Raw genomic sequence first — 24021 nt, forward strand, 5'->3', positions numbered from 1 at the left:
CCTCGCCACGCGCGCGAACGCGTGACCTGGCCGGTGGAGCGAAGCCGGAGGCGAGCGGAACCGGGCAGATCGCGAAGCGATGCCGCGTTCGCCCAGGCCCGGTCACGCAGCGAGCCGCCAGGCGAGCGAAGTGGGCCGGGACTGTTTGTCACACAGCGCCGTAGGCGGGGCGGTGCTCCTGGACGGACGCGGCGAGCTGGTCGGCGAGCTCGCCGACGTCGAGGCGCTTCTCGATCTGGCGCAGGTCGCCGATCTTGGCCCGGGTCTCGGCGCGGCGGGGCGCGAGCAGGGTGCAGCAGTCCTCGTCGGGCAGCTCGGAGATCGTCAGGGTCCGGATGCGGCGCGCCTGGTCCATGATCTCGACCTTGTCCATGCCGACGAGGGGCCGCAGGATCGGCAGCTCGACGGCGTCGTCCAGCGCGGTGATGTTGGCGAGGGTCTGGCTGGACACCTGCCCGAGCGCGTCACCGGTGATCAGCGCGGAGCCGCGCAGCCGGCGGGCGAGGACCTCGCCGGTGCGCAGCATCAGCCGGCGCTGCGCGATCACCGCGAGCCGGTCGGCGCCGGACGACTTGATCTGCTGCTGCGCCTTGCCGAACGGCACGACGAACAGCCGGGACCCGCCCTGGAACTTGTCCAGCTCGCGGACCAGCGCGTACGCCTTGTAGATCGACTCGGGGCCGGTGAACGGCATGCCGGAGAAGTGCAGGTAGTCGACCCGCAGGCCGCGGCGCATCATCCGGTACGCGGCGACGGGCGAGTCGATGCCGCCCGACATCAGCACCAGGCCGCGGCCGCTCATCCCGACGGGCAGGCCGCCCTGCCCGGGCAGGCCGCCGGAGTAGACGAACACCTCGTCGCGGTCGACCTCGATCGAGAGGGTGTGCTCGGGGTCCTTGAGCCGGACGGGCTGGCCGTAGCGGGCGGCGACGAGCGCGCCGACGTGCCGGTCGAGCTCGGTGGAGGTCATCGGGAACCGCTTGTCGCGGCGCCGCGACCGGACGGCGAACGTGCCGGTCCGGCCGTCCATGAGCTCCAGGGCGGCGCGCTCGACGCTGGCGACGTCCTTGCCGACCCGCCAGGCGCGGTGCGCCCACACGATGCCCATGACGTCGGTGATCCGCTGCGCGATCCGCTCCATGGTGGCGAGATCAGCACCGGATCGACGGACGATGAAGACGCCGTGCCGCCGGACGACGTCCACCCGGGCGATCGGCCGGACGGCGGTGCGCACGTTGTCGGCGAGGCGGCGCTCGAACTGCTCGCGGTTCTTGCCCTTGAGGACGACCTCGCCCAGTTTGAGCAGGACGCACGGCTCGCCGTCGACCGGCGACTGCTCCCGGACGTCCGCCGGCGCGGTGTCGAGCGTGGTCATGCGGGATCCTCCTGGCGGGAACAGGGTCGAACGAACAAGATGGACGAACAGGGTGGAAGCGGGGAACTTCCAGTGTGGCCCAGAGAAGGCAACACCGCGACCCGGAATCCCTGTTCCCGCGCGGGCGGATCAGCCGAAGAAGACCTCGGCCTCGGAGTAGCGCTCCAGCGGGACGGTCTTGAGCTCCTTGGTGGCCTCGTCGAGCCCGACCCGGATGATGCTCGTGCCCTGGAGGGCCACCATCTTGCCGTAGTCGCCGTCCTTGACGGCGTCGATGGCCTGGAGGCCGAAGCGGGTGGCGAGGACCCGGTCGAACGCGGTGGGGGTGCCGCCGCGCTGGATGTGCCCGAGCACGGTGGCGCGGGCCTCCTTGCCGGTGCGCTTCTCGATCTCGTCGGCGAGGGCCTGCCCGATGCCGCCGAGCCGGACGTGGCCGAACGCGTCCCGCTCCCCGGTCTGCAGCTGCATCTGGCCGTCGATCGGGTGCGCGCCCTCCGACACCACGATGATCGGCGCGTAGCGGGTCTTGAACCGGCTCTCCACGTACTCGCAGACCTTCTCGATGTCGAAGGGCCGCTCGGGGATGAGGATGACGTTGGCGCCGGCGGCCATGCCGACGTGCAGCGCGATCCAGCCCGCGTGCCGGCCCATGACCTCGCAGATCAGCGCGCGGTGGTGGCTCTCGGCGGTGGTGTGCAGCCGGTCGACGGCCTCCATGCCGATGTTCACCGCGGTGTCGAAGCCGAAGGTGTAGTCGGTCGCGTTCAGGTCGTTGTCGATCGTCTTCGGGACGCCGACGACGTTGACGCCGTTGGCGTACAGCTCGCGCGCGACGCCGAGGGTGTCCTCGCCGCCGATGGCGATCAGCGCGTCCACGCCGAGGCCGGCGAGGTTGTCCTTGATCCGCTCGACGCCGCCCTCGACCTTGACCGGGTTGGTCCGCGAGGAGCCGAGGATCGTCCCGCCGCGCGGCAGGATCCCGCGCACGGCCTGGACGTCGAGGGCCACGGTGTCGCCTTCGAGCGGCCCGCGCCAGCCGGCCCGGAACCCGACGAACTCGTAGCCGTAGACCTGGACGCCCTTGCGGACGACCGCGCGGATCACCGCGTTCAGGCCGGGGCAGTCGCCGCCCCCGGTCAGCACTCCGACGCGCATGCCGTCACCTTCTCCCGCCACCGGACTCCTCCCTCGATCGAGGTTTCCAGACTAGTCGCCGCACGCGGCGGCACGGGCCTTCCGAAAGGTCCCGGCGCGCCGACATTGGTCTAGACCATAGCCCGTCGCGGGCGCCGGCGGCACACCGTTCGCCCGGACCGCCGCCTCAGCCGGACGGGCCCCGGCCGAGGACGCGGACCCGCCCCCGGAACAGCACCGCCGCTCCCCCGGGCAGGCGCCGCACCGCCGCCCGGCGCGGGCGCGGCGGCTCCCGCCCGTCATAGGACCACCGGACCTCGGCCAGCGCCAGTTCCCGCGCCGCGTCGCCGGCGAGCCGGTCCCGGTGCTCGCGCGCGAAGTCCCAGCCGTCCCGGAAGGAGCCGCGCGTCGGGCGCTCGGCCGCCCACGCCGCGAAGGCCCCCTTCCAGGACGCCCCGTAGGAGGCGGCCAGCGCGGGCCAGGCGCGGGCGACCTCGCCGGCGCGCTTGAGCAGGATCCCGTGCGCGGCCGCCCGCACCGCCCCGGCGTCGAACCCGTCCGGGAGCGGCCCGCCCGCCGTCATCGCCCGGACGAGCGCCTCCTGCGCCGCCGCCAGCCCGGCGTCGAACCCGCTCATGCCCCTGATCCGCTCATGCCCCTGATCCGCTCATGCGTTCCGATCCGCTCATGTGACGGGCGCCAGTCCGGAGGCGGCGGCGATGGCGTCCAGCTCGGCCCGCAGCTCCGCGGCGGGCGGGTAGCGGCCGTCGCGCTCCAGCAGCAGGCCGGGCGGCCGGTGCCGCGTGCACAGCTCCCCGACCAGGTCCAGGACCTCGGCGGGGACGGCGGCGGCATGCGTGTCGTGGTACCGCCCGCCCTCTTCCGAGCCGCCGGCGACGTGGCAGTAGGCGATGCGGTCGAGCGGCAGGCGGTCGAGGAGGCGGACGGGGTCCTCGCCCCGGTTGCGGGCGTTGGCGTACACGTTGGCGACGTCCAGCAGCAGGAGGGCACCGGTGCGCTCCAGCAGCTCGGTCAGGAAGTCGGCCTCGGTGAACTCGGCGTCCGGCCAGTCGAAGAGCGTGGCGATGGGCTCCAAGGCGAGCGGGACGGGCAGCTCCGCCTGCGTGCGGCGGATGTTGGCGGTCAGCGCGTCCAGGGCGGCCCGGGTGCGCGGCACCGGCAGCAGGTGCCCGGCCTCGACGCCGCCCGCGCGGACGAACGCGACGTGCTCGCTCACCAGCGGCGCGCCGAGCGCCTCGGCGCAGGCGGCCAGGTGCGCGACGCGCTCGGCGGCCACGGGCTCGGCGCCGCCGAGCGACAGCCGAACCCCGTGCGGGACGATCATCGCGCCGCGGTCGCGCAGCGCGAGCAGCTCGGGCGCGGGCCCCGCCGGATGCACCGACTCGGCGATCACCTCGGCGAACCGCAGCCCCGGCAGGGCGCCCACGAACCCGGCGATCTCGGGGCGCCAGCCGATCCCCACGCCCAGCCGCACGTCAGCTCCCACCGCCGCAGCCTCCGCCACCGCCGCAGCCTCCGCCTCCCCCGCAGCCGCCCCCGCCGCCGCAGCTGCTTCCGCCGCCGCACGAGCCGCCGCCACCGCAGGAGGACGACGAGCACACCGAGGCGGTCGACGAGCACACGTAGCCGTCCGACGAGGAGGACGACCCCGACGAGGCCCCGGAGACGGCCGCGACCCGGGTCATCTCCAGGTAGCGGCCGAGCCCCACGGTCTGGGCGAACGTCGGGTCGAGCGCCATCAGCGCGGGCGTGCCGAACAGCGCCACGCCCATGAGCGCGGCCTGGGGCGGCAGCCCGGTGTAGGACGGCGTGTGCTCCGGATCGAGGCCGGTCTCGGACTCCTTGAGCCGCTCCACGGCCTGCTTGCCCTCATCCGTCCGCTCGCCGGACGTGTCGAGGCCGAGAGCGCCGGCGGTGAGGCCCATCAGCGCGATCACCGGAACGGCCTTGGCCGGGAACCCGCTGAAGGCGTCGCTCAGGACGAAGGCGACACCGCCGACCAGCACCCAGCCGAACATGACCAGCTGGAGGGTCCGCAGCCGGCGGCGCCCGCTCGGCGAGAGCAGCATGCCCAGCGCGACGAGGCCGTCGCGGAGCTGGTCGAGCGCCGCGCGCACGCCGGGCTCGGCCGTCAGCTCGGCGAGCGTCCCGGCCCGGCCGACCGCGATCGCCCCGAAGACGGCCGCGTCCAGCGGCTTGCCGGCCGCGTGCGGGCCGGAGGCCGACGGCCCGGTGGCCATCAGCCGGCCGTCGGCGTAGGCGTCGACGGCGCCGTCCAGCCGCAGCGCCGTGATCGAGGCCGCGATCGCGTGCCGCCCGCCGCCGTGCAGGTAGGCGACCTCGTACGGGTGCAGCTTGCGCAAGGGGGGCGTGCCGCGCTTCACCGCCGCCCGGCGGCCCCGAAGGATCTTCAGAAGCACGAGTCCGACCAGGATGTGGGCCGCGAGGAACCCCAACTGGGGGCCCAGGATCTCGTCCGCCATGGCGCGCTCCCGTCGCGATGCACTTTTGCGCGATTTGACGCAGGCGGCGCCACGGCGGTTCGCCCCCCGCGCTACTCCTCTTCGTCGAGGCCTTTCTCGATGGCGTAGCGGACGAGCTCGACGCGGTTGTGGAGCTGGAGCTTGCCGAGGGTGTTCTGCACGTGGTTCTGCACCGTCCGGTGGGACAGGACGAGGCGCTGCGCGATCTGCTTGTACGTCAGCCCCTTCGCGACGAGGCGCAGCACCTCGGTCTCGCGCTCGGTCAGCCGCGGGGCGCCGTCGTCCTCGCGGGCCGGGGCGGCGGCGAGGCGGCGGTACTCGCCGAGGACGAGGCCGGCGAGCCCGGGGGTGAAGACGGCGTCGCCCTCACCGGTCCGCCGGACGGCGTCCAGGAACTCGTCGCGGGCCGCGGACTTGAGCAGGTAGCCGGTCGCCCCGGCCTTGACCGCCTCCAGGACGTCCTGTTGCTCGCCGCTCGCCGACAGCACCAGCACGCGGACGGGCGGGTCGGCGGCGGCCAGGCGGCGGGTCACCTCGACGCCGCTGAGATCGGGCAGCTGGAGGTCGACCACGGCGACCTGCGGGCGCGCGGCGGCGGCGATGCGGACGGCGGCACGGCCCTCCCCGGCGGTCGCGACCACGTCGTGGCCGGCCTCGGCCAGGTCGCGGGCCACGGCCTCGCGCCACATCGGATGGTCGTCCACGACCATGACCCGGAGGGAAACCTCGCTCACGGTCACACCCTAGCCCGCGGCACGGTCATCTCGATCTCGGTCCCGTCGCCCTCCGCGGAGAAGATCGTGACGGTCCCGCCGAGGTCGGCGATGCGGCCGCGGATGGACTGGGCGACGCCGAGCCGCCCGTCCGCGGCGGCGCGGTCGAGCCGCCCGGGGGGCATGCCCGGCCCGTCGTCGCGGACGCTGACGGTGACCTCGCCCGCGCCGTCCTCCAGCAGGACCCACGCGCGGGCGCCGTCGCCGCAGTGCCGCCGGACGTTGTCGAGCGCCGCCGCCACCGCGGCCTCGACCTCCCTGGCGGCGTGCGGGGGCAGCCGCACCTCCGTGGCGGGCGTCGAGACCGTCACGGAAGTGGACGCGTGCCCGGTCAGCAGCGGGCGCAGGTCGGTCCCGGCGCCCGTGCCGGGAGGCTCGGGCGGCGGCGCCGAGCCCGCGCCGATGAGGGAGCGCAGCGCCGCCTCCTGCTCGCCCGCCAGGCGGCCGAGCTCGGCCGCCTCGCCGCCGAGCTCGCCGCCGCGCCGCTGCACCATCGCGAGGACCTGCAGCACCGAGTCGTGGATGCGGCGCGCGAGCCGTTCCCGCTCCCGGGTCGCCGCCTCCAGCTCGACGGCCCGCGCGAGGCGCGCCTCCGCCTCCCGCGCCAGCCGGACGACGTGCCCGACGACGAGTCCGGCGAGGAACAGCAGCACGATTCCGTTGATCGTCGTCCCGCCGATGCCGCCGGCCGTCCCGGCGACCGCGTGCACCGCCAGGTTCGCTGCGGCGAGTACGGCCGCGGCGGCGAGGCCGGCCCGCCGCCCGCCCGCGACCGCCCACGACAGCACCGCGGCCGCCACCCACGACACCGGCAGCGTCGGGCGCCCGGCCGTGATGTGCCGGGTCGTCTCCACCCACGCCGTCGCCAGGACGCAGGCCGCCGCGACGGCCAGGTCGGCGGCCAGCAGCGCCCGCGCGCGGCGTCCCAGGCCGTCCAGGGGGAACGAGGCGGGGCCGAAGGCGAACGACGCGTACCCCGTCCACACGGCCATGGCGGCGAGGACGGCCCATCCGCCGAGCGGGTGGGCGTAACCGCCGGAGTTCATGGCGATCAGGATCGCGGCGTAGCAGAGCGCGAGGCCGCGGTAGACCGCGACGGCCCGCCACAGGGCGGTCTCCAGGCCCGTCCCGCGCGGCTCAGCCGCGGTCACTCAGCCCTCCGTCGTCGTCCTCGACGGGACGCACCTCCTTGCCGGCCAGCTCCGCCTTCACCTCGGCGGAGTACCGGTCGACGTACTCCTGACCCGACAGCTTCCGGATCGCCATCATGATCTCGTCGGTGATCTCGCGGAGCACCTCGTGGTCGTCCTCGCGCCCGTAGTAGCGGGAGAAGTCCATCGGCTCGCCGAACCGCACGCCCGGCCGGATCCCGAGCCGCGGGTACGGCCTGCCGGGCGGCATCAGCTCGAACGTGTTGATCATCGCCATCGGGATCACCGGCACCCGCGACTTCAGCGCCAGCCGCGCGACCCCCGTCTTGCCGCGGTACAGCCGGTTGTCGGGCGCCCGGGTGCCCTCGGGGTAGATGCCGAGCAGCTTGCCCTCGCCGAGGATGCGCAGCCCCGTCTGCAGCGCCGCCTCGGCCGCCGAGCCGCCGGTCCGGTCGACCGGCACCACCCCGACGCCGGTGAAGAACCCCTTGCTGATCAGCCCCTTGATCCCCCGGCCGGTGAAGTACTCCTCCTTGCCGATGAAGAAGATCGGGCGCATCAGCGGCAGCGGGCCGAAGAAGTGGTCGGCGAACGACAGGTGGTTGCTCACCATCAGCGCCGGCCCGCGCTTCGGGACGTTGCGCACCCCCCGGTTCCGCGGCCACCACAGCAGGTACATGACCGGGGAGAGGACGATCCTCAGCATGATCCAGAACCAGAGCATCGTTCGCGGGCACCTTTCCTCGGACCGAGCGGACGCCTCCGGGCGGGCCTGCCCGGTCCTGGCCGACGGGGGATGATGGGACATCTTCCCACTCTCCGTCCCATCGATCTACCGGCCGGTACCTCTCAGCGGAACCCGGCCGCGCTCCGGCGGCGGACCGGGAATGAACGTAGGCTCTGAGCGGTAAATCTCAATCGGGTGCGCCGGAGGGCTTGTCCCGGGCGGCGCAGCGAATACCGTGGGACACACGTTTCGGGGTGTCCGGGAGCGCCTGCCCGTCGGGGCGCGACCGGGCACCACATGTCAATGGGGGGAGCGGAGGCCGCCATGCCGGTGCTGTCGGTCACGCCGGAGTCGTCGAAGGAGCCGGCCCCGTGAATCGCCGTGGCAATGGACTGTCAGCGGACACCTACGCCCCACTGGTCGACCTCGCGCCGCATCTCGCGGACGCGATGCTGGCGGCCCTCGGCGAGGCCGGGGTCGCGGCCTACGCGGCGTCGCAGTCCGGCCTGCCCGACGTGGCCGAGACGGTCGTGGAGCCCGTCGCCGGCGACGTCCTCGACCGGCTGTACGTGGACGTCGAGATGAAGCCGGCCGCCGAGGGCATCCTGCGCGTCCACCTCGCCCGGCTGCGCGAGGCCTCCGCCCGCGGCGCCGACGGCGAGGGCGCCGGCGACGCCGACCGCCTGGACGCGGACCGCCTCGACGCCGGGCGCCCGGGCGCCGCGGAGCGCACCGGCCTCGCCGACCCGGGCGCGGGCGCCGCCGAGCCGGGCGGCCCCGCCGAGCGCGACGAGGACGCCATCTGGGCCGAGATCGTCGCCGGGTTCGACACCGTGCCGGAGGGCGACGAGGTCCCGTGGCCCGACGAGGAGAACATCCGCGAGCCCGCCGACCCCCCGGGCGAGGGCGAGGACCGCACCGGGCGGCTGCCCCGGGCCCGCGTGATCCGGCCGGCCGAGGCGCCGGAGTTCCCCGCCGACGACGATGACGACGAGGGCCACTACGTCCCGCCCCCTCCCCCGCCGCTGCCGAGCGCCGACCCGCTCACCAAGGGCGCCTGGATCGCGCTGATCGGCGGCCCCGTCTACCTGCTCGTCACCGTGATCCTCGACTGGGAGGTCCCCGGCTGGGCCGCCTTCCTCGCCGTCGCCGCGTTCATCGGCGGCTTCGTCACCCTCGTCCTGCGCATGGGCGACGAGCCGCGCGACCCCGACGACGGAGCCGTCGTCTAGGGGCCGTCGTCCAGGGGCGGCATCGCCTGGGGCACCGCCAGGTCGGCCAGGACGGGCCGGTGGTCGGTGGCCAGGGGGTGGTCGCCGGCGTCGTCCGGCGGGACCCCGCACGCGGTGACCCGCACGGCCGGGTCGGCGAAGACCCCGTCGATGCGGCGTTTCGGTGCGCGTGCGGTGAAGGTCGCCTCCCCGCCCGCCGGGGCGGCCGCGTAGCCGTCCTGGAAGCGCTCGGCAAGCAGCGACCAGGACCGGCCGCCCGGCTCCTCGTTGACGTCGCCCGCGAGGACCACCGGGGCGCCGTGGCGGCGGCGTGCGCGGTCCAGGTGGGCGAGGATCTCGTGGACGTGCCGCAGGCGCGGCCCGTCCGCCAGGTCCAGATGGGTGCTCGCGGCGATCAGGCGGGCGCCGCCGGTCTCCAGGACGGCGATCGCGAGGGCGCGGCGGTGCAGGCCCGGGTCCGGAGTGAGCAGGTGGAACTCGCGGGCCACGCGGCGCACGTGCGGCGCGGCCAGGACGGCGAGCCCGCAGGCCCGCCGCCCCGCCGCGATCCGCAGGCCGCAGGCGCGCGCGAGGCGGCGGCGCTGCAGCCGCCAGCCCCAGAAGCGCGGGACCTCCTGCAGGCACACCACGTCGGGGGCGTTCGCCCGGACGACGCGGGCCACGGCGGCGGGGTCGTCGCGCAGCGACCGGACGTTGTAGGAGAGCAGCCGGACGGCGGCCACGCCTAGACGACCACGTCCTGGAACGGGCGGACGCGGGCGAGGTCGGCGGCGCCGACGATGCCCGCCGCGGAGCCCAGCTCGGCGATCCGGATGTCGGGCAGCGGGCGGTGGCCGCGGCCGGTCAGGGCGTCCTCGAAGGCGGCGCGGATCGGGTCGAGCAGCAGGTCGCCGGCGTCCGACAGGCCGCCGCCGATGATGAAGGCGCCCGGGTCGAGGATCGCGCTGAGGTCGGCCAGGCCCTGGCCCGCCCAGTGCGCGATCGTCCGGAAGCACTCCAGCGCCGCCTTGTCGCCCTCGCGGGCCGCCTGCGACACCTCGGGGCCGCTGATGCCCTCGGGCCGCCCGCCGCCGAGCTCCAGAAGGCGGCCCGCCATCGCGGGCGCCACCCGGGCCAGGTCGCGCGCCTCGTGCACGAGGGCGTTGCCGCTGGCGTACTGCTCCCAGCAGCCGCGGTTGCCGCAGCCGCAGCGGCGCCCGTCCGGGACGACCCGGAAGTGCCCCATCTCCGCGCCGATGCCGAAGCGGCCCCGGTAGAGCTCGCCGTTGATGATGATGCCGCCGCCGATGCCGGTGCCGAGGGCCACCAGGACGAGGAAGTTCTCGCCGCGCCCGGCGCCGAACCGGGCCTCGCCCCACGCGGTGGCGTTGCCGTCGTTCTCCACGACGACCGGCAGCCCGACCAGGCTCTCCACCTTCTCCTTGATCGGCTCGTCGCGCCAGGCGAGGTTCGGCGCGAACAGCACAGTGGAGCGGGTCTCGTCGACGAAGCCCGCGGTGCCGAGCCCGACCGCCGCGACCTCCTCGTACTTGCCCTTGAGCAGGTCGACGACCTCGGCGATGGTCTCGGCGGTCTCCTTGGGGTTCGTCGAGGGAGTCGGCCGGCGGACCTTCTCCAGAATCGTCCCCCGGTCGTCGACGACCCCCGCGGCCACCTTCGTGCCGCCCACATCCACGCCGATGGTCAGGGTCATGTAACCCTTCCTCCTCCTCGCGTCGCCCCTGGCTGGAGCCACTCCCGCTCTACCCGATGTCGATGGGGCCGCCGCCGGTGGCGGCCGACCACGGGTCGCCCGGATCGGGACGTTCCGACCGATCGGACGTACCCGCCCTCGCGCCCTCCGACCCCTCCGGCGGCCGTGTCCGGTCGGAGGCCGCACGATCGGAGCCCGCCCTGCCGGAACCCGAGCTGCCGGAGCCCGCACCACCGGAGGCGCCCGTCCGCTCGAACGCCGCCACGACGTCCAGCGCGGCGGCGAACAGCGAGCGCCCGGCCTCGCGCAGGTGCCGTCCCACGTCGCCGCCGGACTCCCGCTTGATCGCGATGGCCCGGCAGACCGGGCAGTCGCGGCACTCCGGGGCGCCGGTGGCGATGCGCGGCCCGTGCCCGCCCGCGGCCGGCCCTCCGGCCGCGCCCTCGGCCGACTCCTCGGCGATGGCACGGTCCCACACGTCCCCGGCCGGCTCCTCCCGGCCCGCGGGCTCGCCCCGGCCGCCGCCGCCCACCCGCTTCATCAGCGCGTCGAAGAGCTTGGCCGCCTCGTCCAGGACGTCGCCCGGTTGGTCGCTCATGACTCCATCTTCCATCCGTCGTCGGCGTGAACGGTATCGCCTCCGCGCCTGTTGTCGCCTCCGCGCCGTGATCGGGCCGCCACCCGCGGGGGCTCAGCCCTCCACGTGGCGCTTGAGGCCCTTGAGGGCCGAGTCGATGATCCGCTTCTCGCCCTTGCGCTTCACCATGCCGATCATGGGGATGCGCACGTCCACGGCGAGCTCGTAGGTCACCTCGGTGACGCCGTCCCGCTCCGCCAGGCCGTAGGTGCCGTGCAGGCCGGTGACGACCGTGCCCGGCTCGACTAGCTCCCACGAGACCCGGTCGTCGCCCTCCCAGGTGTAGGCGAGCCCGACGGTGTCGCTGAACGGGCCGCCGTCGAACGTGAGCCGGGCGCGCGAGGCCCGCCCGTCCTCGCCCCTCTCCTGCACGGTGAACTCGCGGATCCCGCTCGCCCACCCCGGGTACGCCTCGAGATCGGCGATCACCGCCATGATCTCGGACTTCCCGGCCTTGACCGTGATGGAGGAACTCGTGCGGTCCGCCATCTGCGTCTCCCTCCGGCTCGCCCCGGGCCCCTGCGGGCCCGCTGTCCCTAGGAGAGTATGGGTCACACGTTCAGGACGTAGGGCACACCGCGCGCGCGGAAGTGCCCGACGTTCACGCATTCGGTGCGGCCGATGCGGGCCCGGCTCGCGAGCGGCTGGTGGACGTGCCCGAACAGCACGTACTTCGGCTGCGTGCGGCGGATCACGTCCAGGACCGCCTCGCTGCCGCGCTCGAACCTGCGCGCCACGGTGTCGTACAGCAGCTCGGGGACGGCGGGCGGGATGTGGCAGCACAGCACGTCCACCTCGCCGACGGCCTCGACCTTGGCGGCGAACGCCTCGTCGTCCAGCTCGTAGGGGGTGCGGTACTCGGTGCGCAGGCCTCCCCCGACGAACCCGAACCGCAGCCCGCCGATCTCGGTGGTCTCGCCGTCCAGGACGCGGTGGCCGTCGCGCAGGTGCGCGTCCCACAGCCGGGGGACGTCGACGTTGCCGTAGGTCAGGTACGCCGGGGCGGGCATGGCCGCGAACAGCTCGGCGTACTGCCGGTTCACGGCGCGCTCGATGTGCGGCCGGGCGTCCCCGTCCAGCGACGCCCACAGGCCCCTGGAGAACTCCCGGGCCTCGGCGAAGCGCTTCTCGGTGCGCAGCGCGATGAAGCGGTCGGCGTTCTCCTGGCCGAAGAGGTCGGCGAAGATCCCCTGCCCGTGGTCGTGGTAGTCGATGAACAGGATCAGGTCGCCCAGGCAGATGAGGGCGTCCGCGCCGTCCGCCGCGCCCGCCAGCGCGTCCGCGCGGCCGTGGACGTCGCTCACCACATGGATCCGCATGAAACCGAATGTAATGCCGCCCACCGCTCCGGTGAACGGGCGGGTCAAGGGGAAGGCGGGGGCGTGGAGGGCGGGGGCGCGGAGAGGGCGGGTCAGCCGGCGGCCGCCGCCACGAGGGTGCGCCACTCCCGGACCAGGGCGGGGTCGACGGGGGCCTCCCAGTCGCCGTCCGGCCGCACGGCCGTGCCCACGTGGAACGCGGTGATGCCCGCGGCGGACAGGACGGCGACGTGCTTGCGGCGCAGCCCGCCCCCGGCCATGATCATCTTCGCCGCGGCGGGGTCCTCGGCGGCGCGCCGGACGAGGACGTCGACGCCCGCGTCCACGCCGCGGGCGGAGCCCGCCGTCAGCACCGTGTCGAGCCGGCCGCCGAACGCGCGGACCGCGCCCCACGCCTGGGCGGGGTCGGCGGCGTGGTCGACCGCCCGGTGGAAGGTCCAGGGCAGCGGGTCGGTGTCGGCGGCGAGCTTGCCGGTGGCGCCCGCGTCGACGTGGCCCGAGGAGTCGAGGAAGCCGAGCACGAAACCGTCGGCGCCCGCGTCCGCCAGGCCGGCGGCGGCGCGCCGCAGCCGGTCCAGCTCGGCGCCGGTGGTGCGGAACCCCGCGTTGGCGCGCAGCATCACCCGCATCGGCAGCGACGTGGCCTCCCGGATGGCCGCGACCAGGTCGGGGTCGGGGGTGAGCCCGTCCGCGGCCATGTCGGCGACGACCTCGAGGCGGTCGGCGCCGCCCTCCTGCGCCGCGCGCGCGTCCGCCGCGGTCAGCGCGATCACTTCCAGCAGCGACATGGCGACCCCCGGGAACCCGCTTGCGTTGTGCGACCGGCTCAAGCGTAGGCGAACCGGCGGCGCGCCTCGGGGCCGGCGGACGGTCTTTGCCGTGCCGTTAACCGCCGGGGTTCGCGGCGTTATTCCTACTCGTGGGTATCATGCGGCATCGAGGGAGTCCGCACATCGCCGCCGCAACGGCCGGTCCGCGCGGGCCCCCGCCGACCAGATCGACTACAGGAGTGGGCCGTGCGCGAGTTCAGCGTCCCCGCGATGGTGGAGGTACCTGACTCCGCCACTCTGACCGACGCGCCCTTCACCAGGGCCGCCGACGAGCCCGGCCGGATCGTGCTGCGCCGCAAGAGCGGCGACGCGTGGAGCGCCGTCACCGCCGCGGAGTTCGCGGCCGAGACGGCGGGGGTCGCCAAGGGCCTGGTCGCCGCCGGCGTCGAACCCGGCGACCGGGTGTGCCTGCTGTCGCGGACCCGCTACGAGTGGACCGTCCTGGACTACGCGATCTGGGCGGCGGGCGCGATCTCCGTCCCGATCTACGAGACGTCCTCCGCCGAGCAGATCGAGTGGATCGTCGGCGACTCCGGGGCGAAGGCCGTGTTCGCCGAGACCGACGCGCACCTCGCGGCCGTCGCGGAGGTCCGGGACCGGCTCCCGGAGCTGGCGCACGTGTGGGGCATCGACGCGGGCGGGGTCGCGGAGGTCACCCGGCTCGGCGCCGACGTCGGGGACGACGTGGTCGATGAGCGCCGCCGGTCCCGCACCGCCGCCGACATCGCCACGCTCGTCTACACCTCCGGCACCACCGGGCGCCCCAAGGGCTGCGAGATCACGCACGGGAACCTGGTGTCGACCGCCCGCAACGCCGTGCAGGGGGCGATCGCCGAGATCGCCGTCGAGGGCAGTTCCACGCTGCTGTTCCTGCCGCTCGCGCACGTGTTCGCCCGGCTGATCGAGGTCGCCACCATCGAGGGCGGCATCGTGCTCGGGCACAGCGACGTCCCGAACCTGCTGCCGGACCTCGCCTCGTACCGGCCGACGTTCCTGCTGGCCGTCCCGCGCGTGTTCGAGAAGGTCTACAACGGCGCCGAGCAGAAGGCCGCGGCCGACGGCAAGGGCAAGATCTTCAAGGCGGCGGCCGAGACCGCGGTCGCCTACAGCCGGGCGCTGGACGACGGCCGCCCCGGCCTCGGGCTGAAGGCCAGGCACAGGGTCTTCGACGCGCTCGTGTACCGCAAGCTGCGCGCCGCGGTCGGCGGCAGGGTGGAGTACGCGGTGTCGGGCGGCGCCGCGCTCGGCGAGCGCCTCGGGCACTTCTTCCGCGGCGTCGGCATCACGATCCTGGAGGGCTACGGCCTCACCGAGACGACGGCGCCCGCCGCCGTCAACCGGCCCTCCGCCCTCAAGATCGGCACGGTGGGGCGGCCCATCCCCGGCGTCGACGTGCGCATCGCCGAGGACGGCGAGGTCCTCGTCCGCGGCATCAACATCATGCGCGGCTACTGGAACAACGAGGCCGCCACCAAGGAGGCCCTGGACGACGGCTGGTTCCACACCGGCGACCTCGGCTCCCTCGACGACGAGGGCTTCCTGAAGATCACCGGCCGGAAGAAGGAGATCCTGGTCACCGCGGCGGGCAAGAACGTGGCGCCCGCCCCGCTGGAGGACCGGCTCCGCGCGCACCCGCTGATCAGCCAGTGCCTCGTCGTCGGGGACGGCCGCAAGTTCATCAGCGCGCTCGTCACCCTCGACGAGGAGGCGCTCGGCCCGTGGAAGGCCCAGCACGGCAAGCCCGAGGCGATGACGGTGGACGAGCTGCGGCGCGACCCCGACCTCATCGCCGAGGTCGAGGCCGCGGTCGCCGACGCCAACAAGTCGGTCAGCCGCGCTGAGGCGATCAAGAAGCACGTCATCCTCGGCGTCGACTTCACCGAGGAGGCCGGCCACATGACGCCGAGCCTGAAGGTGAAGCGCAACGTGGTGATGAAGGACTTCGCCGACGAGATCGACGCCCTCTACACCGGCTGACCCGGGGTGCCGCCCGCGCTCAGGCGCCCGGCCCGCCGGGGGCCGGGCGCAGGGCGGCGACGGCGTCCTCGATCGGGGTGGAGCCGTTGAGCAGGTCGAGCGTGTGGCGGCGGACGTCGCCCGCGTCGAGCAGGGCGGCGATGACCGCCGCGACGTCGTCGCGGGTGACCGCGCCGTGCCCGATCGGCGGCTCGGCCAGCGCCACGAGCCCGGTGGGCGGGTCGTCGGTGAGGCGGCCCGGCCGCAGGATCAGCCAGTCCAGGGCGTCGCGGCGCCTCAGGTCGTCCTCGGCCTCGCCCTTGGCCCTGATGTAGGCCTCCCAGACCTCGCCGCGCCCGGGCGCGGGCGGCTCGCCGGCGCCCATCGCCGAGATCTGCACGAAGCCGCGGACGCCCGCGCGCTCGGCCGCGTCCGCCGTCAGCACCGAGGCGGCCCGGTCGACGCTGTCCTTGCGCGCCACGCCGCTGCCCGGCCCCGCCCCGGCGGCGAAGACGACCGCGTCCGTCCCGGCGAAGTGGCCGGCGACCTCGTCGGCGGTCGCCGACTCCAGGTCGCACACGACCGGTTCGGCGCCGGCGTCCCGGATGTCCCCGGCGTGGCCGGGGTTGCGGATGATGCTCAGCACGGTGTCCCCCCGTGCGGCCAGCAGCCGGGACAGCCGCAGCGCGATCTGCCCGTGCCCGCCCGCGATCACGATGTTCATGCCGCGATCGTAGGACGCGAGGGTCCCGGGCGCGCGGACGCGCGCCCGGGACCCTCGGAACCGGTCTCCGCTCAGCGGCGGCGCTTGATCCGCGTCCCGGCCCTGCCGTTGATCGTGTTCACCGCCTTCGCCATCAGCTGCTCGTCCATCACGTTGATGAGGTCGCCGTGGTCGGTCACCGGGTCGTGGCCCGACTCGGGGAAGCTGTCCAGCGCGAACGCCAGCGGCTTGGCCGGCAGGTTGTAGGCCAGCGTCATCCGCAGCTGCGGCACGGCCTTCGTGCCCTGCGGGCACTGCCCCGTCCGCTGGTCCGGGAACTGGATGTGGTCGCGGTGGTTGGCGCTGTCGGTGTTCTGGCCGTCCCAGCAGCTCGGGAAGTTCAGCACGCGCAGCACCTTGCTGCCCTGCGGGCACAGCGGGTACTTGTCGGTGAAGGCCCGGTTCTCGAAGCCGGTGCACGTCCAGCTGGCGTGCGCGTTCTTCAGGCCGTTCGTCACCGCCTTGGCGTCACCGGTGGCGACCCGGATGAACCGCGGCATCGCGGTCACCTTGCTGCGCGGGTTGCCGAGGAACTGGAGCTTCACGCTCGACGGGGTGACGATGCTGCCGACGTTGCCGTCCGCCGTGCTCTGCTGCGCCCGGTCGGAGTTGTCCTGGCCGTCGCGGAGCCGGATCACCGGCCAGAAGTAGGCCGACTTGTCGCCGTTGGTGCAGGTGGTCCCCGCGGCGGCGAAGGTCTCGTCGGTGGAGAACGCGTTCGTGTCCAGGTTGCCGACGTAGTCGTGGATGTGGTGCGCGCCGTTCACGACGCCGGGGGCCGCGAGCACGTTGTCGGGGTTGCTGTGGGCCTGCCCCGCGTTCACCCCGCAGCTGGACGCGAACACGCCGGTCGAGGCCTGGCGGCTGCGGCGCGGCTGCCGCACGCGCGGCGCCTTGCGGATGTCGACGAACTGGTCCGCGCGCAGCTCCGGATTCGCCGGGGCCTGCCCGCCGTTCTGGCCACCGTTCTGGCCACCGTTCTGCCCGCCGTTCTGGCCGCCGTTCTGGCCGTTGTCCTGCCCGCCGCCGGGCTGCTGGCCGCCCTGCGGATCGGCCGGCGGGGTCGTCTGGCCGCCGTCGATCGGGCCGCCATCGCCCATCTGACCGCCATCGCCCATCTGACCGCCGTCACCCATCTGACCGCCGTCACCCATCTGGCCGCCGTCACCCATCTGGCCGCCGTCACCCATCTGACCGCCGGGCTGCTGGCCTCCGCCGGGCTGCTGGCCGCCCTCCGGATCGGCCGGCGGGGTCGTCTGGCCGCCGCCCTGGAGCTTCGGAATCCCGGAGCCGTCCGCGGGCCGGGCCGGATAGGCGGCCGGGTTCGCCGCCCTGGTGGTCGCGGGGGTGTACGGCTGCGCCGCCGCGCCGGGGGTCTCCTGGCAGGCCGTCGCGACCAGGGCGAGCGCCGGGATCACCGCGGCGAAGGCTTTCTTCTTTCGTCCCATGGAAAAGTGCTCCCTTTGAGGGGATTGGATGTGCATTCAACGCGTCAGGAGGCCAAGCCCGTGCTCTCCAGCAGGGAAATGTGCGTGTTGACGACCTTCAGAACGCGTTCGGAGAACTCTCGGATCAACGTGTTCTTGGTCTGCGCACGAATCTTGGAGATGAGCTGGGACATCTTCCGGTCCGCAGTGTGGAGCCGCTGTACGAATGTCTTGTCGTAGTCGGCGCCGAACTTGCCCGACAACTCTCTCAGCCAGTTCCTCTGCGCGCCGTCGGGCGCGTTGGGAATCAGCACCCCGAGTTGCTGCGCCACATAGCGGACATCGGGGTCCGTCCTCTCCAAGTGCTGCGTCCAGATGGTCTCGCCGACCTTCTGCACCCGGGCCGACTCGGAATGCTGCTGAGCCTGTTGACCCGTGGGCATCTCCCACAGTGCGGTCGTTCTGACCTCGACGAGGAGCCGCCTGTCCGATGCGCTCAGCGGCCCCCACTTGGTGTTCACGGTGCCACCCGTGTCCGCCGCGCCGCTGGCGGGAGCCCTGATCGGATTCATGACGGCCACAAAGGCGGCCGTAATGGCGACCGCGGTCGCCAGAAGCATGAGCGCGCGCCCCCGGCCAAGGCGCGAGAGCCAACGCATTTCAGTCATTCCGTAGGAATTCTTCATGGCTCCTCCTCCGCCCCTTCAGTGCAAGGCGCGCCTGGGAACCAGGCCCGTGCTCTCCAGCAGCGAGATGTGCGTGTTGACGAATTTCATACCGGCTTCGATGAAGGGGCGCATCTTGGTGTTCTCGGTCTGCGCGCGGGCCTTGGCGAGAAGTTGGAACACCTGCCCGTGGGCCGCGCGGAGCCGCAGCACGAAGGTCTTGTCGTAGTCATCGCCGTACTTGCTCGACATTTCTCTCAGGTAGCTCTTCTGTGCCCCGTTGGGTTCGACGGGAAGGAGCACGCCGAGCTCCTCCGCGACTCCCCTGGTGGCGACATCCAGCTGCATGTGCTGCCTCCAGATGATTTCGGCGACCTGCCGCACCCGTGGGGCGGACGCACGCTGCTGAGCCTGCTGGCCCGCGGGCATCTCCCACAGATTGGCCTGCCTGACCTTGACGAGTACCGTCCTGTCGAGGGTGCTCAGCCGTCCCCATTTGGTGTTCACGGTGCCGCCGAGGTTCGCCGCCCCGCTGGCCGGGAGGCCCACCGGATTCATGACCACCCCGAATGCGGCCGCCACGGCGCCGCCGGCCCCCGCGAGCAGGAGCCCGCGCCTCTGGAGAAGGCGCGGCCCGCGCTTTTCATCTATTCCGTAGGAGCTTTTCACAATTCCTCCTCCGTCTCTCGCGGTCTCCGTCGCCCACAGCACGGAGTCCTTAGGACATACGCACCGCGTCGACGGCGAGGTTCAACGGTGTCCACCTGAATTCGTTTTCCCGCACGACCCGCAATTCACCGCCTCGACGGTGCTCCCGGGACGCTGTCGACGACGCGGAGCGCCAATGCGGGGCACATGGCGACCGCCTTCTGGACGTCCTTCTCCATCCACGAGGGAATGTCGGTGCCGAGCACGACGGGAAAGCCGTACCGGTCGAGCTGGATCAGCTCGGGCACGAGGTAGGCGCACAGGCCGTGCCCGTCGCACCGGCTCCAGTCGATCGCGACCCGACCCTCCGTGCCGTCCGGCACCGGGAGCGGCAGGACCCCGTAGGTCGACTGGCCGCACCCGGCGCCCCACCGGTGCGCGTCGATGTCGGCGGTGAAGGCCTCCATCGCCGACAGGACGAACTTGGCCGTCCCGTCGGGGTGGGTGCAGGCGCCCCGGCCCCGGCCGACGCCGGCCGCGCGGCGGACGTCCTCCACCGTCCCGGCCCCCTCGGTGAGCGCCATCAGGGACCGGACGACGTCGGGCAGCCCGAGCCGGCACGGCCCGCACTGCCCGGCGGACTGAGCGGCGAGGTAGGACGCGATCCGCGTGACCTCGCCGAGCGGGCAGGTGCCCTGGGTGAGCGGCAGGATGATCCCGGCCCCGACCGTCCCGCCGACGCGCCGCATCCCGGCGCGCGACAGCACCGCCCGCGACACCGCGGCCGGGTCGAGCCACATCCCGTGGTAGCCGCCGACGAGCACCCCGGGCGAGGCAGGAACGTCGCAGTGGTCGAGGACGGCCTGCAGCGGGGTGCCGAGGGGCGCCTCGACGACCTGGGTCCCGCCGATCGTCAGCAGGGTGGTGCCCGGCTCGTCGTCCGTCCCGGCCGAGGCGTACAGGTCGGGGCCGAGGGAGACGAGCACCGCGAGCTGCGCGAACGTCTCGGTGTTGGACAGCAGCGTCGGGAAGCCGTCCACCCCGGAGTCGGACGCGCGGACCTTGACGCCCGGCGGGATCGGCGTCTCCCCGTTGATCGCGCGGATCACCGCGCCGCTCTCCCCCGAGATGAACCGCTCGGTCAGCCGGACGACCCGGGCCGGCATCCGCCGCTCCCTGATCGCGGCGCGGACCGACCGGGCGGCCTCGTCGCTCTCGACGGCCAGCACGATCCGCTGGGTGCCGAGCGCGTTCGCCGCGATCTGCGCGCCGTCGAGCACCAGGTGCGGGGCCCGGCCGAGCAGGACCTTGTCCTTGGAACTGCCGGGCTCGCCCTCGGCGCCGTTGACCACCACGACGACGTCCTCGCTGGAGCCACGCTCGTCGCCGCGCTCACCGGGCAGCAGCGCGGTCTGGTCGGCGGTCGGGTAGTTGACCCGCGCCGCGACCGCCATCAGCTTGCGGGCGAACGGGAAGCCCGCCCCGCCGCGCCCCCTCAGGTCGACCTGCTCGGCCATCCGCACCAGGTCGTCCAGCGCCGGCGCCCGAAGCCTGCCGTGCACCGCCAGGTGCCGGTCGAGGTCCAGCCGGTCGAACCGGTCGAATCCGAGCGTCAGCCGGGGCCCGCCGATGTTGGAGACGGTGACGGTCGAGGTCATCGGATGACCTCGGTGTCACCGCCCTGCCCGGTCACGGGCATGCCGCGCGGATCGGAGACGGTCCGGCGGGGGTCGTCGTAGCCGCCGGAGCCGAAGTCCCTGTCGTCGAAGTTCCGGTTCCCGAAGTCGCGGGCGTCGCCGAAATCGCGCGAGTCGTCCAGACCGCGCGGGTCGTCGAACATGCCGCGGTAGTCGTCTCCCGCCCTGGCCCGCGCCATCGCGGCGACGCGTCCCTCCTCGTGCTGCCGCGCCGCCATGGCGCGCCGGTCCCGGCGGCGTCCGGCGCCGTCGGGCACCGAGAACGGGTCGATCTCGTCGCCGGCGCGGGACAGCTCCCGCGGCTTGAACACCACGATCATGCGAGTGACCAGGGCGAGCACGACGAGTACGACGCTCATCACGTAGCTGAGCACCACCCAGTTCGCCGCGGGCCGCCCGGTGATCAGGCCGTGCACGATCGCCATCGGCCAGGCCGCGTAGGCGAGCACGTGCATCGACCGCCACACCCAGGCTTTGCCGCGGGACACGAACCGCGCCCGCACCGCACCGGTGATCAAGGTGAGGAACATCAGCCAGGCGGCGACCGTGCCCAGTCCGACCGCCCCCTGCGGGACGACGATCTGGATCGGCGCGGCGATGCCGTTCATCACCTTCACCGAGATGTGCGCGACCAGCATCGCCGTTCCCATGGTCGCGGCCGCGCGGTGCACGGCCTGCGCCAGGACCCGGTGCCGGATCTCCAGGATCAGCCGGTCGGTGGCCAGCACCCCGACCATCACCGCGGTGGTGTAGGACACGAGCGCGAAGACGCCCGCGAAGAAGTTGAGGAAGTACTGCACGTTCGCGATCGCGACGGCGCCCTGCGGCGTCGCCGCGCCGGCGAGCACCAGCACCGCGCCGACGAGCACCAGCCGCAGCGCCCAGTTGGGCACCGCGGGATCATCACTGCTGCGAATTCGCACCGCTCGGACTCCTCTACTTGGTTGCGGCCGGCGTCGGGACGCCGGCAGGTCCGGCGCCGTCCTTCTTCGGCTTCTTGCCGGGGGACGGCGATGACGACGGGGAGTCGTCCGCAGCGGGGACCGGGCCGAGGTTGGCCAGCAGGCCCCCGGGAAGCACCTGCAGGACGCCGCGCTCGGCGAAGCCGAGGAGCGGCTTGGCGCGCTCGCGGAACGTCCAGCCGCCGATCGCGGCGCCGTCGAGCGGGACCGCGCCGCCGCCGCGGCGCAGCCCGAAGCCGACCTCGGCGCGGGGCGCGGCCGCCCCGCCGCAGGGCCGGGCCGTGCCGGTGCGGCCGAGCGCGTCGCCCTGCTCGACGACGCTGCCGTCGCGCAGCTCGGTCATGCTCCGCAGCCCGTAGTACGTGGACGCGAGGCCGCTCGGGTGGATCACCATCACCACCGCGCCGGCCTGGCTGGAGCAGAACCGGTACAGGCGGCCGGCGCCGGAGGACAGGACGCGGCCGTCGCCCCCGGAGAACGCCAGCGAGGCCAGCGGGCGGGAGGCGGCGTCGTCGGAGGTCGTCATCGACCAGACCTGGCCGATCTTCCAGGGCAGCATCAGCCGGTCGCCCGCCCGCGTCCCGTTGACGAGGGTGGTGGCCTGCGCGGAGCTCAGCGCGCCGTACTTGCGCAGGAGGCGCGACTCCGACGCCGACATGAGGTTCGCGGGGGCGGCTCCGAGGAGCGCGGCGAACTCCGTCCCGCCGGAGAGCCCGACCTGCCACTTCCCGCCCGTCCAGTGGGCGGTGTAGAAGGCGAGCTCGGGGCCGGCCGCGCTGGTCTCCGGGACGGGGATCGCGCTCGTGCCGAAGACCCAGGTCCTGTCGGCGCTCTGGCGGGTGGCGCCGACGAACGGCTGCCGGGTCAGCGCAGCCCCGTAGGCCTGCCGCGCGGCGGCGCCCCGCTGCGCCAGCGTCAGCTTCCGGACCTGGGTGGCGAGGACCCCGAGGTCGGGGCCGGCCGGGGGTGCGGCCGCACCGCCGCCGCCTTGCGGCTGCTGCGGCTGCTGCTGCGGGCGCGCGGGCGTCCCGGTGCCGGGCTTCGGCGGCTTGATCGCGCGCTGCGAGCCGACCGGACCGGAGGACCCGCCGAGGGGGCCGCCGTCGAGCAGCGCCCGCTCGGCGATGCCCAGCAGGGACAGGCCGACCGCGGTGGACAGGACGATCGCGCCGATGCTCAGCCGGTCGGTGGGCCGCCGGCCGCGGCGCGGCACCGCCTTGGGGCCGGGGCGCGGCGGCGACTGGCGGCGCCGCGGCTCCTGGCGCGGCGGCCGCTCGGGGCGCCGCTCCGCGCGGGGTCCGGGCCGCGGGCGCTCCGCGCGCCGCGCGCGCCCGCCGCGCGGCGGGTACTCGCGCGACCGGTCCCGCCCGGACCGCCCGGCGGCCCCGCCGAGCCCCTCGGCCCTCGCGTCGAACCGCTCAGTGCGCGCGTCGAAGCGCTCCGTCCGGGCATCGAACCGCTCAGTGGGCGCGTCCCGCCGCTCCGTGCGGGGGCCCCGCCTCGTGCGGGCATCGCGCCCGCCGCTGCGCGCGTCGAACCGCTCCGTGCGGGCGTCGCGCCCGCCGTTGCGCGCGTCGAAGCGGTCCGTCCGGGCGTCGAACTGCTCGGTGGGCGCGTCCCGCCGCTCCATACGGGGGGCCCGCCTCGTGCGGGCGTCCTGTCCGCCGCTGCGCGCGTCGAACAGGTCGGTGCGGGCGTCGAACTGCGGGGTGCGGTCGTCCCGCGTCGTGCGGGCATCGCGGCCGCCGTTGCGGGCGTCGAACCGCTCGGTCGGGGCGTCTCGCCGCTCGGTGCGGGGGTCCCGCCTCGTGCGGGCCTCGTAGCCCGCGGGGTCGTAGCCGCCGCGCGCGTCGAAGCGCTCGGTCCCCGCGTCGCCGCGCCGGTCGGGCGGCTCCGGCCACTGGGCGCGCGGCCGCCGCCGCTCGGCGCCCTCGCCGGAGCGGCGTGCGCGGGCCTTGGCCTCGCGCCGTTTCGCCTCCCGCCGCGTCGGCTTCGGCTCGCGCCGGGACGACCCGCGTCCCCGCTCCGACCAGTCCGGCTGCTCGGACCACCAGGACCCTTCGGGCCACTGGGGGTCCTCGGACCAGAGCCCTCGCTTGGGCTCCGGTCCCGAGGACGGGCGCGCGGACGTCTCCGCCCACGGTGAAGCATGCGTTTGGCTCCGGGACGCATGCCCGTAATCGCGTCGCGCCATGTCGTCTCCTGTGGAGGAGACGGAGAGCACGGCGAACGCCGAGAGGGTTCCGCGCCGCCGGGCTGTCGCCCGGCGGCCGTCCCGCTGAGACATACCGGGACCGCGGTGTCGGAGCCCGCTCGCTCCCGCCGCGATCCCCGGACGGATTCTCGCGAACCCGCCCGATCACTCCGGGAGCATACGCCCCTGGAGCCGCCTATATGTCAACCGGTGCCGAAAAAGGCCAATGACCCTTCTTCCACGGCGCTTCCGCTCTCCTGGAATACGCGCGGAGGCCACCGAGCGTTCACGCCCTCCCGGGAGCGGAGCCCCGGCACGGACGGGCGCGGCGGGC

General features: G+C 74.2%; 23 protein-coding genes. 2 read left to right on the plus strand and 21 right to left on the minus strand.

What is annotated here, in order from left to right:
* Positions 1-148: 148 nt before the first annotated feature.
* The 8 genes from thiI to K4S16_RS04110 all read right to left on the minus strand — a co-directional run bounded on the left by thiI (position 149) and on the right by K4S16_RS04110 (position 7661).
* Entirely contained in the window at positions 149-1375 is a 1227-nt protein-coding gene (gene thiI, locus K4S16_RS04075; RefSeq protein WP_149257406.1) for a tRNA uracil 4-sulfurtransferase ThiI, read from the minus strand.
* Positions 1376-1504: 129 nt separating this feature from the next.
* Positions 1505-2530, minus strand: coding sequence for a 6-phosphofructokinase (locus K4S16_RS04080; protein WP_149257407.1), 1026 nt, complete (start codon positions 2528-2530; stop codon positions 1505-1507).
* A 166-nt stretch (positions 2531-2696) separates the two neighbouring features.
* Positions 2697-3146, minus strand: a complete 450-nt coding sequence (locus tag K4S16_RS04085; RefSeq protein ID WP_149257408.1) for a hypothetical protein — start codon at positions 3144-3146, stop codon at positions 2697-2699.
* 48 nt (positions 3147-3194) lie between these two features.
* Positions 3195-4016: a DUF692 domain-containing protein gene (locus tag K4S16_RS04090; RefSeq protein WP_200841675.1), complete on the minus strand. Its 822-nt coding sequence runs from the start codon at positions 4014-4016 to the stop codon at positions 3195-3197.
* Positions 4006-5013: a TIGR04222 domain-containing membrane protein gene (locus K4S16_RS04095; protein ID WP_149258018.1), complete on the minus strand. Its 1008-nt coding sequence runs from the start codon at positions 5011-5013 to the stop codon at positions 4006-4008. Before K4S16_RS04095 ends, K4S16_RS04090 begins: the two co-directional genes overlap by 11 nt.
* Before the next feature lie 71 nt (positions 5014-5084).
* Positions 5085-5723, minus strand: a complete 639-nt coding sequence (locus K4S16_RS04100) for a response regulator transcription factor (RefSeq protein ID WP_149258019.1) — start codon at positions 5721-5723, stop codon at positions 5085-5087.
* Between the two features lie 26 nt (positions 5724-5749).
* Positions 5750-6937, minus strand: a complete 1188-nt coding sequence (gene macS / locus K4S16_RS04105; RefSeq protein ID WP_235036554.1) for a MacS family sensor histidine kinase — start codon at positions 6935-6937, stop codon at positions 5750-5752.
* Complete coding sequence (locus tag K4S16_RS04110) at positions 6924-7661, minus strand: 1-acyl-sn-glycerol-3-phosphate acyltransferase (protein WP_149257409.1); 738 nt, start codon at positions 7659-7661, stop codon at positions 6924-6926. The genes macS and K4S16_RS04110 overlap by 14 nt, the downstream gene beginning before the upstream one ends.
* 374 nt (positions 7662-8035) lie before the next feature.
* Here K4S16_RS04110 and K4S16_RS04115 point away from each other — a divergent pair, with 374 nt between their 5' ends.
* On the plus strand, positions 8036-8896 hold the full coding sequence (locus tag K4S16_RS04115) for a hypothetical protein (protein ID WP_149257410.1): 861 nt from the start codon (positions 8036-8038) through the stop codon (positions 8894-8896).
* Here the strand turns inward: K4S16_RS04115 and K4S16_RS04120 are convergent.
* From K4S16_RS04120 to K4S16_RS04145, 6 genes are all read right to left on the minus strand, one after another.
* A complete protein-coding gene (locus K4S16_RS04120; protein ID WP_149257411.1) occupies positions 8893-9618 on the minus strand; it encodes an endonuclease/exonuclease/phosphatase family protein in 726 nt (241 codons plus the stop codon). The two genes, K4S16_RS04115 and K4S16_RS04120, sit on opposite strands and share 4 nt — an antisense overlap.
* A gap of 2 nt (positions 9619-9620) precedes the next feature.
* Entirely contained in the window at positions 9621-10589 is a 969-nt protein-coding gene (locus K4S16_RS04125; RefSeq protein ID WP_149257412.1) for an ROK family glucokinase, read from the minus strand.
* A 49-nt stretch (positions 10590-10638) separates the two neighbouring features.
* A complete protein-coding gene (locus tag K4S16_RS04130) occupies positions 10639-11187 on the minus strand; it encodes a hypothetical protein (RefSeq protein ID WP_149257413.1) in 549 nt (182 codons plus the stop codon).
* 93 nt (positions 11188-11280) lie between these two features.
* Entirely contained in the window at positions 11281-11715 is a 435-nt protein-coding gene (locus K4S16_RS04135) for an SRPBCC family protein (RefSeq protein ID WP_149257414.1), read from the minus strand.
* 62 nt (positions 11716-11777) lie between these two features.
* A complete protein-coding gene (locus K4S16_RS04140) occupies positions 11778-12545 on the minus strand; it encodes a metallophosphoesterase (protein ID WP_149257415.1) in 768 nt (255 codons plus the stop codon).
* A gap of 92 nt (positions 12546-12637) precedes the next feature.
* Positions 12638-13333, minus strand: coding sequence for a copper homeostasis protein CutC (locus K4S16_RS04145; protein ID WP_149257416.1), 696 nt, complete (start codon positions 13331-13333; stop codon positions 12638-12640).
* A 228-nt stretch (positions 13334-13561) separates the two neighbouring features.
* Here K4S16_RS04145 and K4S16_RS04150 point away from each other — a divergent pair, with 228 nt between their 5' ends.
* Positions 13562-15352, plus strand: coding sequence for a long-chain fatty acid--CoA ligase (locus tag K4S16_RS04150; protein WP_200841676.1), 1791 nt, complete (start codon positions 13562-13564; stop codon positions 15350-15352).
* A 19-nt stretch (positions 15353-15371) separates the two neighbouring features.
* On the opposite strand, the gene K4S16_RS04155 is transcribed toward K4S16_RS04150, so the two are convergent.
* The 7 genes from K4S16_RS04155 to K4S16_RS04185 all read right to left on the minus strand — a co-directional run bounded on the left by K4S16_RS04155 (position 15372) and on the right by K4S16_RS04185 (position 23687).
* Positions 15372-16055, minus strand: a complete 684-nt coding sequence (locus tag K4S16_RS04155) for an SDR family oxidoreductase (protein WP_149257417.1) — start codon at positions 16053-16055, stop codon at positions 15372-15374.
* A gap of 71 nt (positions 16056-16126) precedes the next feature.
* The gene (locus K4S16_RS04160) at positions 16127-17542 is read right to left on the minus strand and encodes a DUF1996 domain-containing protein (protein ID WP_149257418.1); all 1416 of its coding nucleotides are present in this window, start codon (positions 17540-17542) and stop codon (positions 16127-16129) included.
* Positions 17543-17586: 44 nt separating this feature from the next.
* Positions 17587-18207, minus strand: a complete 621-nt coding sequence (locus K4S16_RS04165; protein WP_149257419.1) for a DUF4142 domain-containing protein — start codon at positions 18205-18207, stop codon at positions 17587-17589.
* Positions 18208-18225: 18 nt separating this feature from the next.
* Positions 18226-18855 carry a DUF4142 domain-containing protein gene (locus tag K4S16_RS04170; protein WP_149257420.1) on the minus strand — a complete coding sequence of 210 codons (630 nt, stop codon included), beginning with the start codon at positions 18853-18855 and terminating at the stop codon, positions 18226-18228.
* Between the two features lie 125 nt (positions 18856-18980).
* A complete protein-coding gene (locus tag K4S16_RS04175) occupies positions 18981-20492 on the minus strand; it encodes an NADH-quinone oxidoreductase subunit NuoF family protein (RefSeq protein WP_149257421.1) in 1512 nt (503 codons plus the stop codon).
* Positions 20489-21454, minus strand: a complete 966-nt coding sequence (locus tag K4S16_RS04180; RefSeq protein WP_149257422.1) for a hypothetical protein — start codon at positions 21452-21454, stop codon at positions 20489-20491. Before K4S16_RS04180 ends, K4S16_RS04175 begins: the two co-directional genes overlap by 4 nt.
* A 13-nt stretch (positions 21455-21467) precedes the next feature.
* On the minus strand, positions 21468-23687 hold the full coding sequence (locus K4S16_RS04185; protein ID WP_149257423.1) for a peptidoglycan DD-metalloendopeptidase family protein: 2220 nt from the start codon (positions 23685-23687) through the stop codon (positions 21468-21470).
* Positions 23688-24021: the final 334 nt, after the last annotated feature.

The organism is Actinomadura sp. K4S16 (assembly GCF_008327685.1).
Classification (GTDB): domain Bacteria; phylum Actinomycetota; class Actinomycetes; order Streptosporangiales; family Streptosporangiaceae; genus Spirillospora.

Bases quoted from the DNA above. Each gene is read 5' to 3' on its own strand.
- thiI (WP_149257406.1), bottom strand. From the start codon at position 1,375: ATGACCACGCTCGACACCGCGCCGGCGGACGTCCGGGAGCAGTCGCCG.
- K4S16_RS04080 (WP_149257407.1), bottom strand. From the start codon at position 2,530: ATGCGCGTCGGAGTGCTGACCGGGGGCGGCGACTGCCCCGGCCTGAAC.
- K4S16_RS04085 (WP_149257408.1), bottom strand. From the start codon at position 3,146: ATGAGCGGGTTCGACGCCGGGCTGGCGGCGGCGCAGGAGGCGCTCGTC.
- K4S16_RS04095 (WP_149258018.1), bottom strand. From the start codon at position 5,013: ATGGCGGACGAGATCCTGGGCCCCCAGTTGGGGTTCCTCGCGGCCCAC.
- K4S16_RS04100 (WP_149258019.1), bottom strand. From the start codon at position 5,723: ATGGTCGTGGACGACCATCCGATGTGGCGCGAGGCCGTGGCCCGCGAC.
- K4S16_RS04110 (WP_149257409.1), bottom strand. From the start codon at position 7,661: ATGCTCTGGTTCTGGATCATGCTGAGGATCGTCCTCTCCCCGGTCATG.
- K4S16_RS04125 (WP_149257412.1), bottom strand. From the start codon at position 10,589: ATGACCCTGACCATCGGCGTGGATGTGGGCGGCACGAAGGTGGCCGCG.
- K4S16_RS04130 (WP_149257413.1), bottom strand. From the start codon at position 11,187: ATGAGCGACCAACCGGGCGACGTCCTGGACGAGGCGGCCAAGCTCTTC.
- K4S16_RS04135 (WP_149257414.1), bottom strand. From the start codon at position 11,715: ATGGCGGACCGCACGAGTTCCTCCATCACGGTCAAGGCCGGGAAGTCC.
- K4S16_RS04140 (WP_149257415.1), bottom strand. From the start codon at position 12,545: ATGCGGATCCATGTGGTGAGCGACGTCCACGGCCGCGCGGACGCGCTG.
- K4S16_RS04145 (WP_149257416.1), bottom strand. From the start codon at position 13,333: ATGTCGCTGCTGGAAGTGATCGCGCTGACCGCGGCGGACGCGCGCGCG.
- K4S16_RS04155 (WP_149257417.1), bottom strand. From the start codon at position 16,055: ATGAACATCGTGATCGCGGGCGGGCACGGGCAGATCGCGCTGCGGCTG.
- K4S16_RS04160 (WP_149257418.1), bottom strand. From the start codon at position 17,542: ATGGGACGAAAGAAGAAAGCCTTCGCCGCGGTGATCCCGGCGCTCGCC.
- K4S16_RS04165 (WP_149257419.1), bottom strand. From the start codon at position 18,207: ATGAAGAATTCCTACGGAATGACTGAAATGCGTTGGCTCTCGCGCCTT.
- K4S16_RS04175 (WP_149257421.1), bottom strand. From the start codon at position 20,492: ATGACCTCGACCGTCACCGTCTCCAACATCGGCGGGCCCCGGCTGACG.
- K4S16_RS04185 (WP_149257423.1), bottom strand. From the start codon at position 23,687: ATGGCGCGACGCGATTACGGGCATGCGTCCCGGAGCCAAACGCATGCT.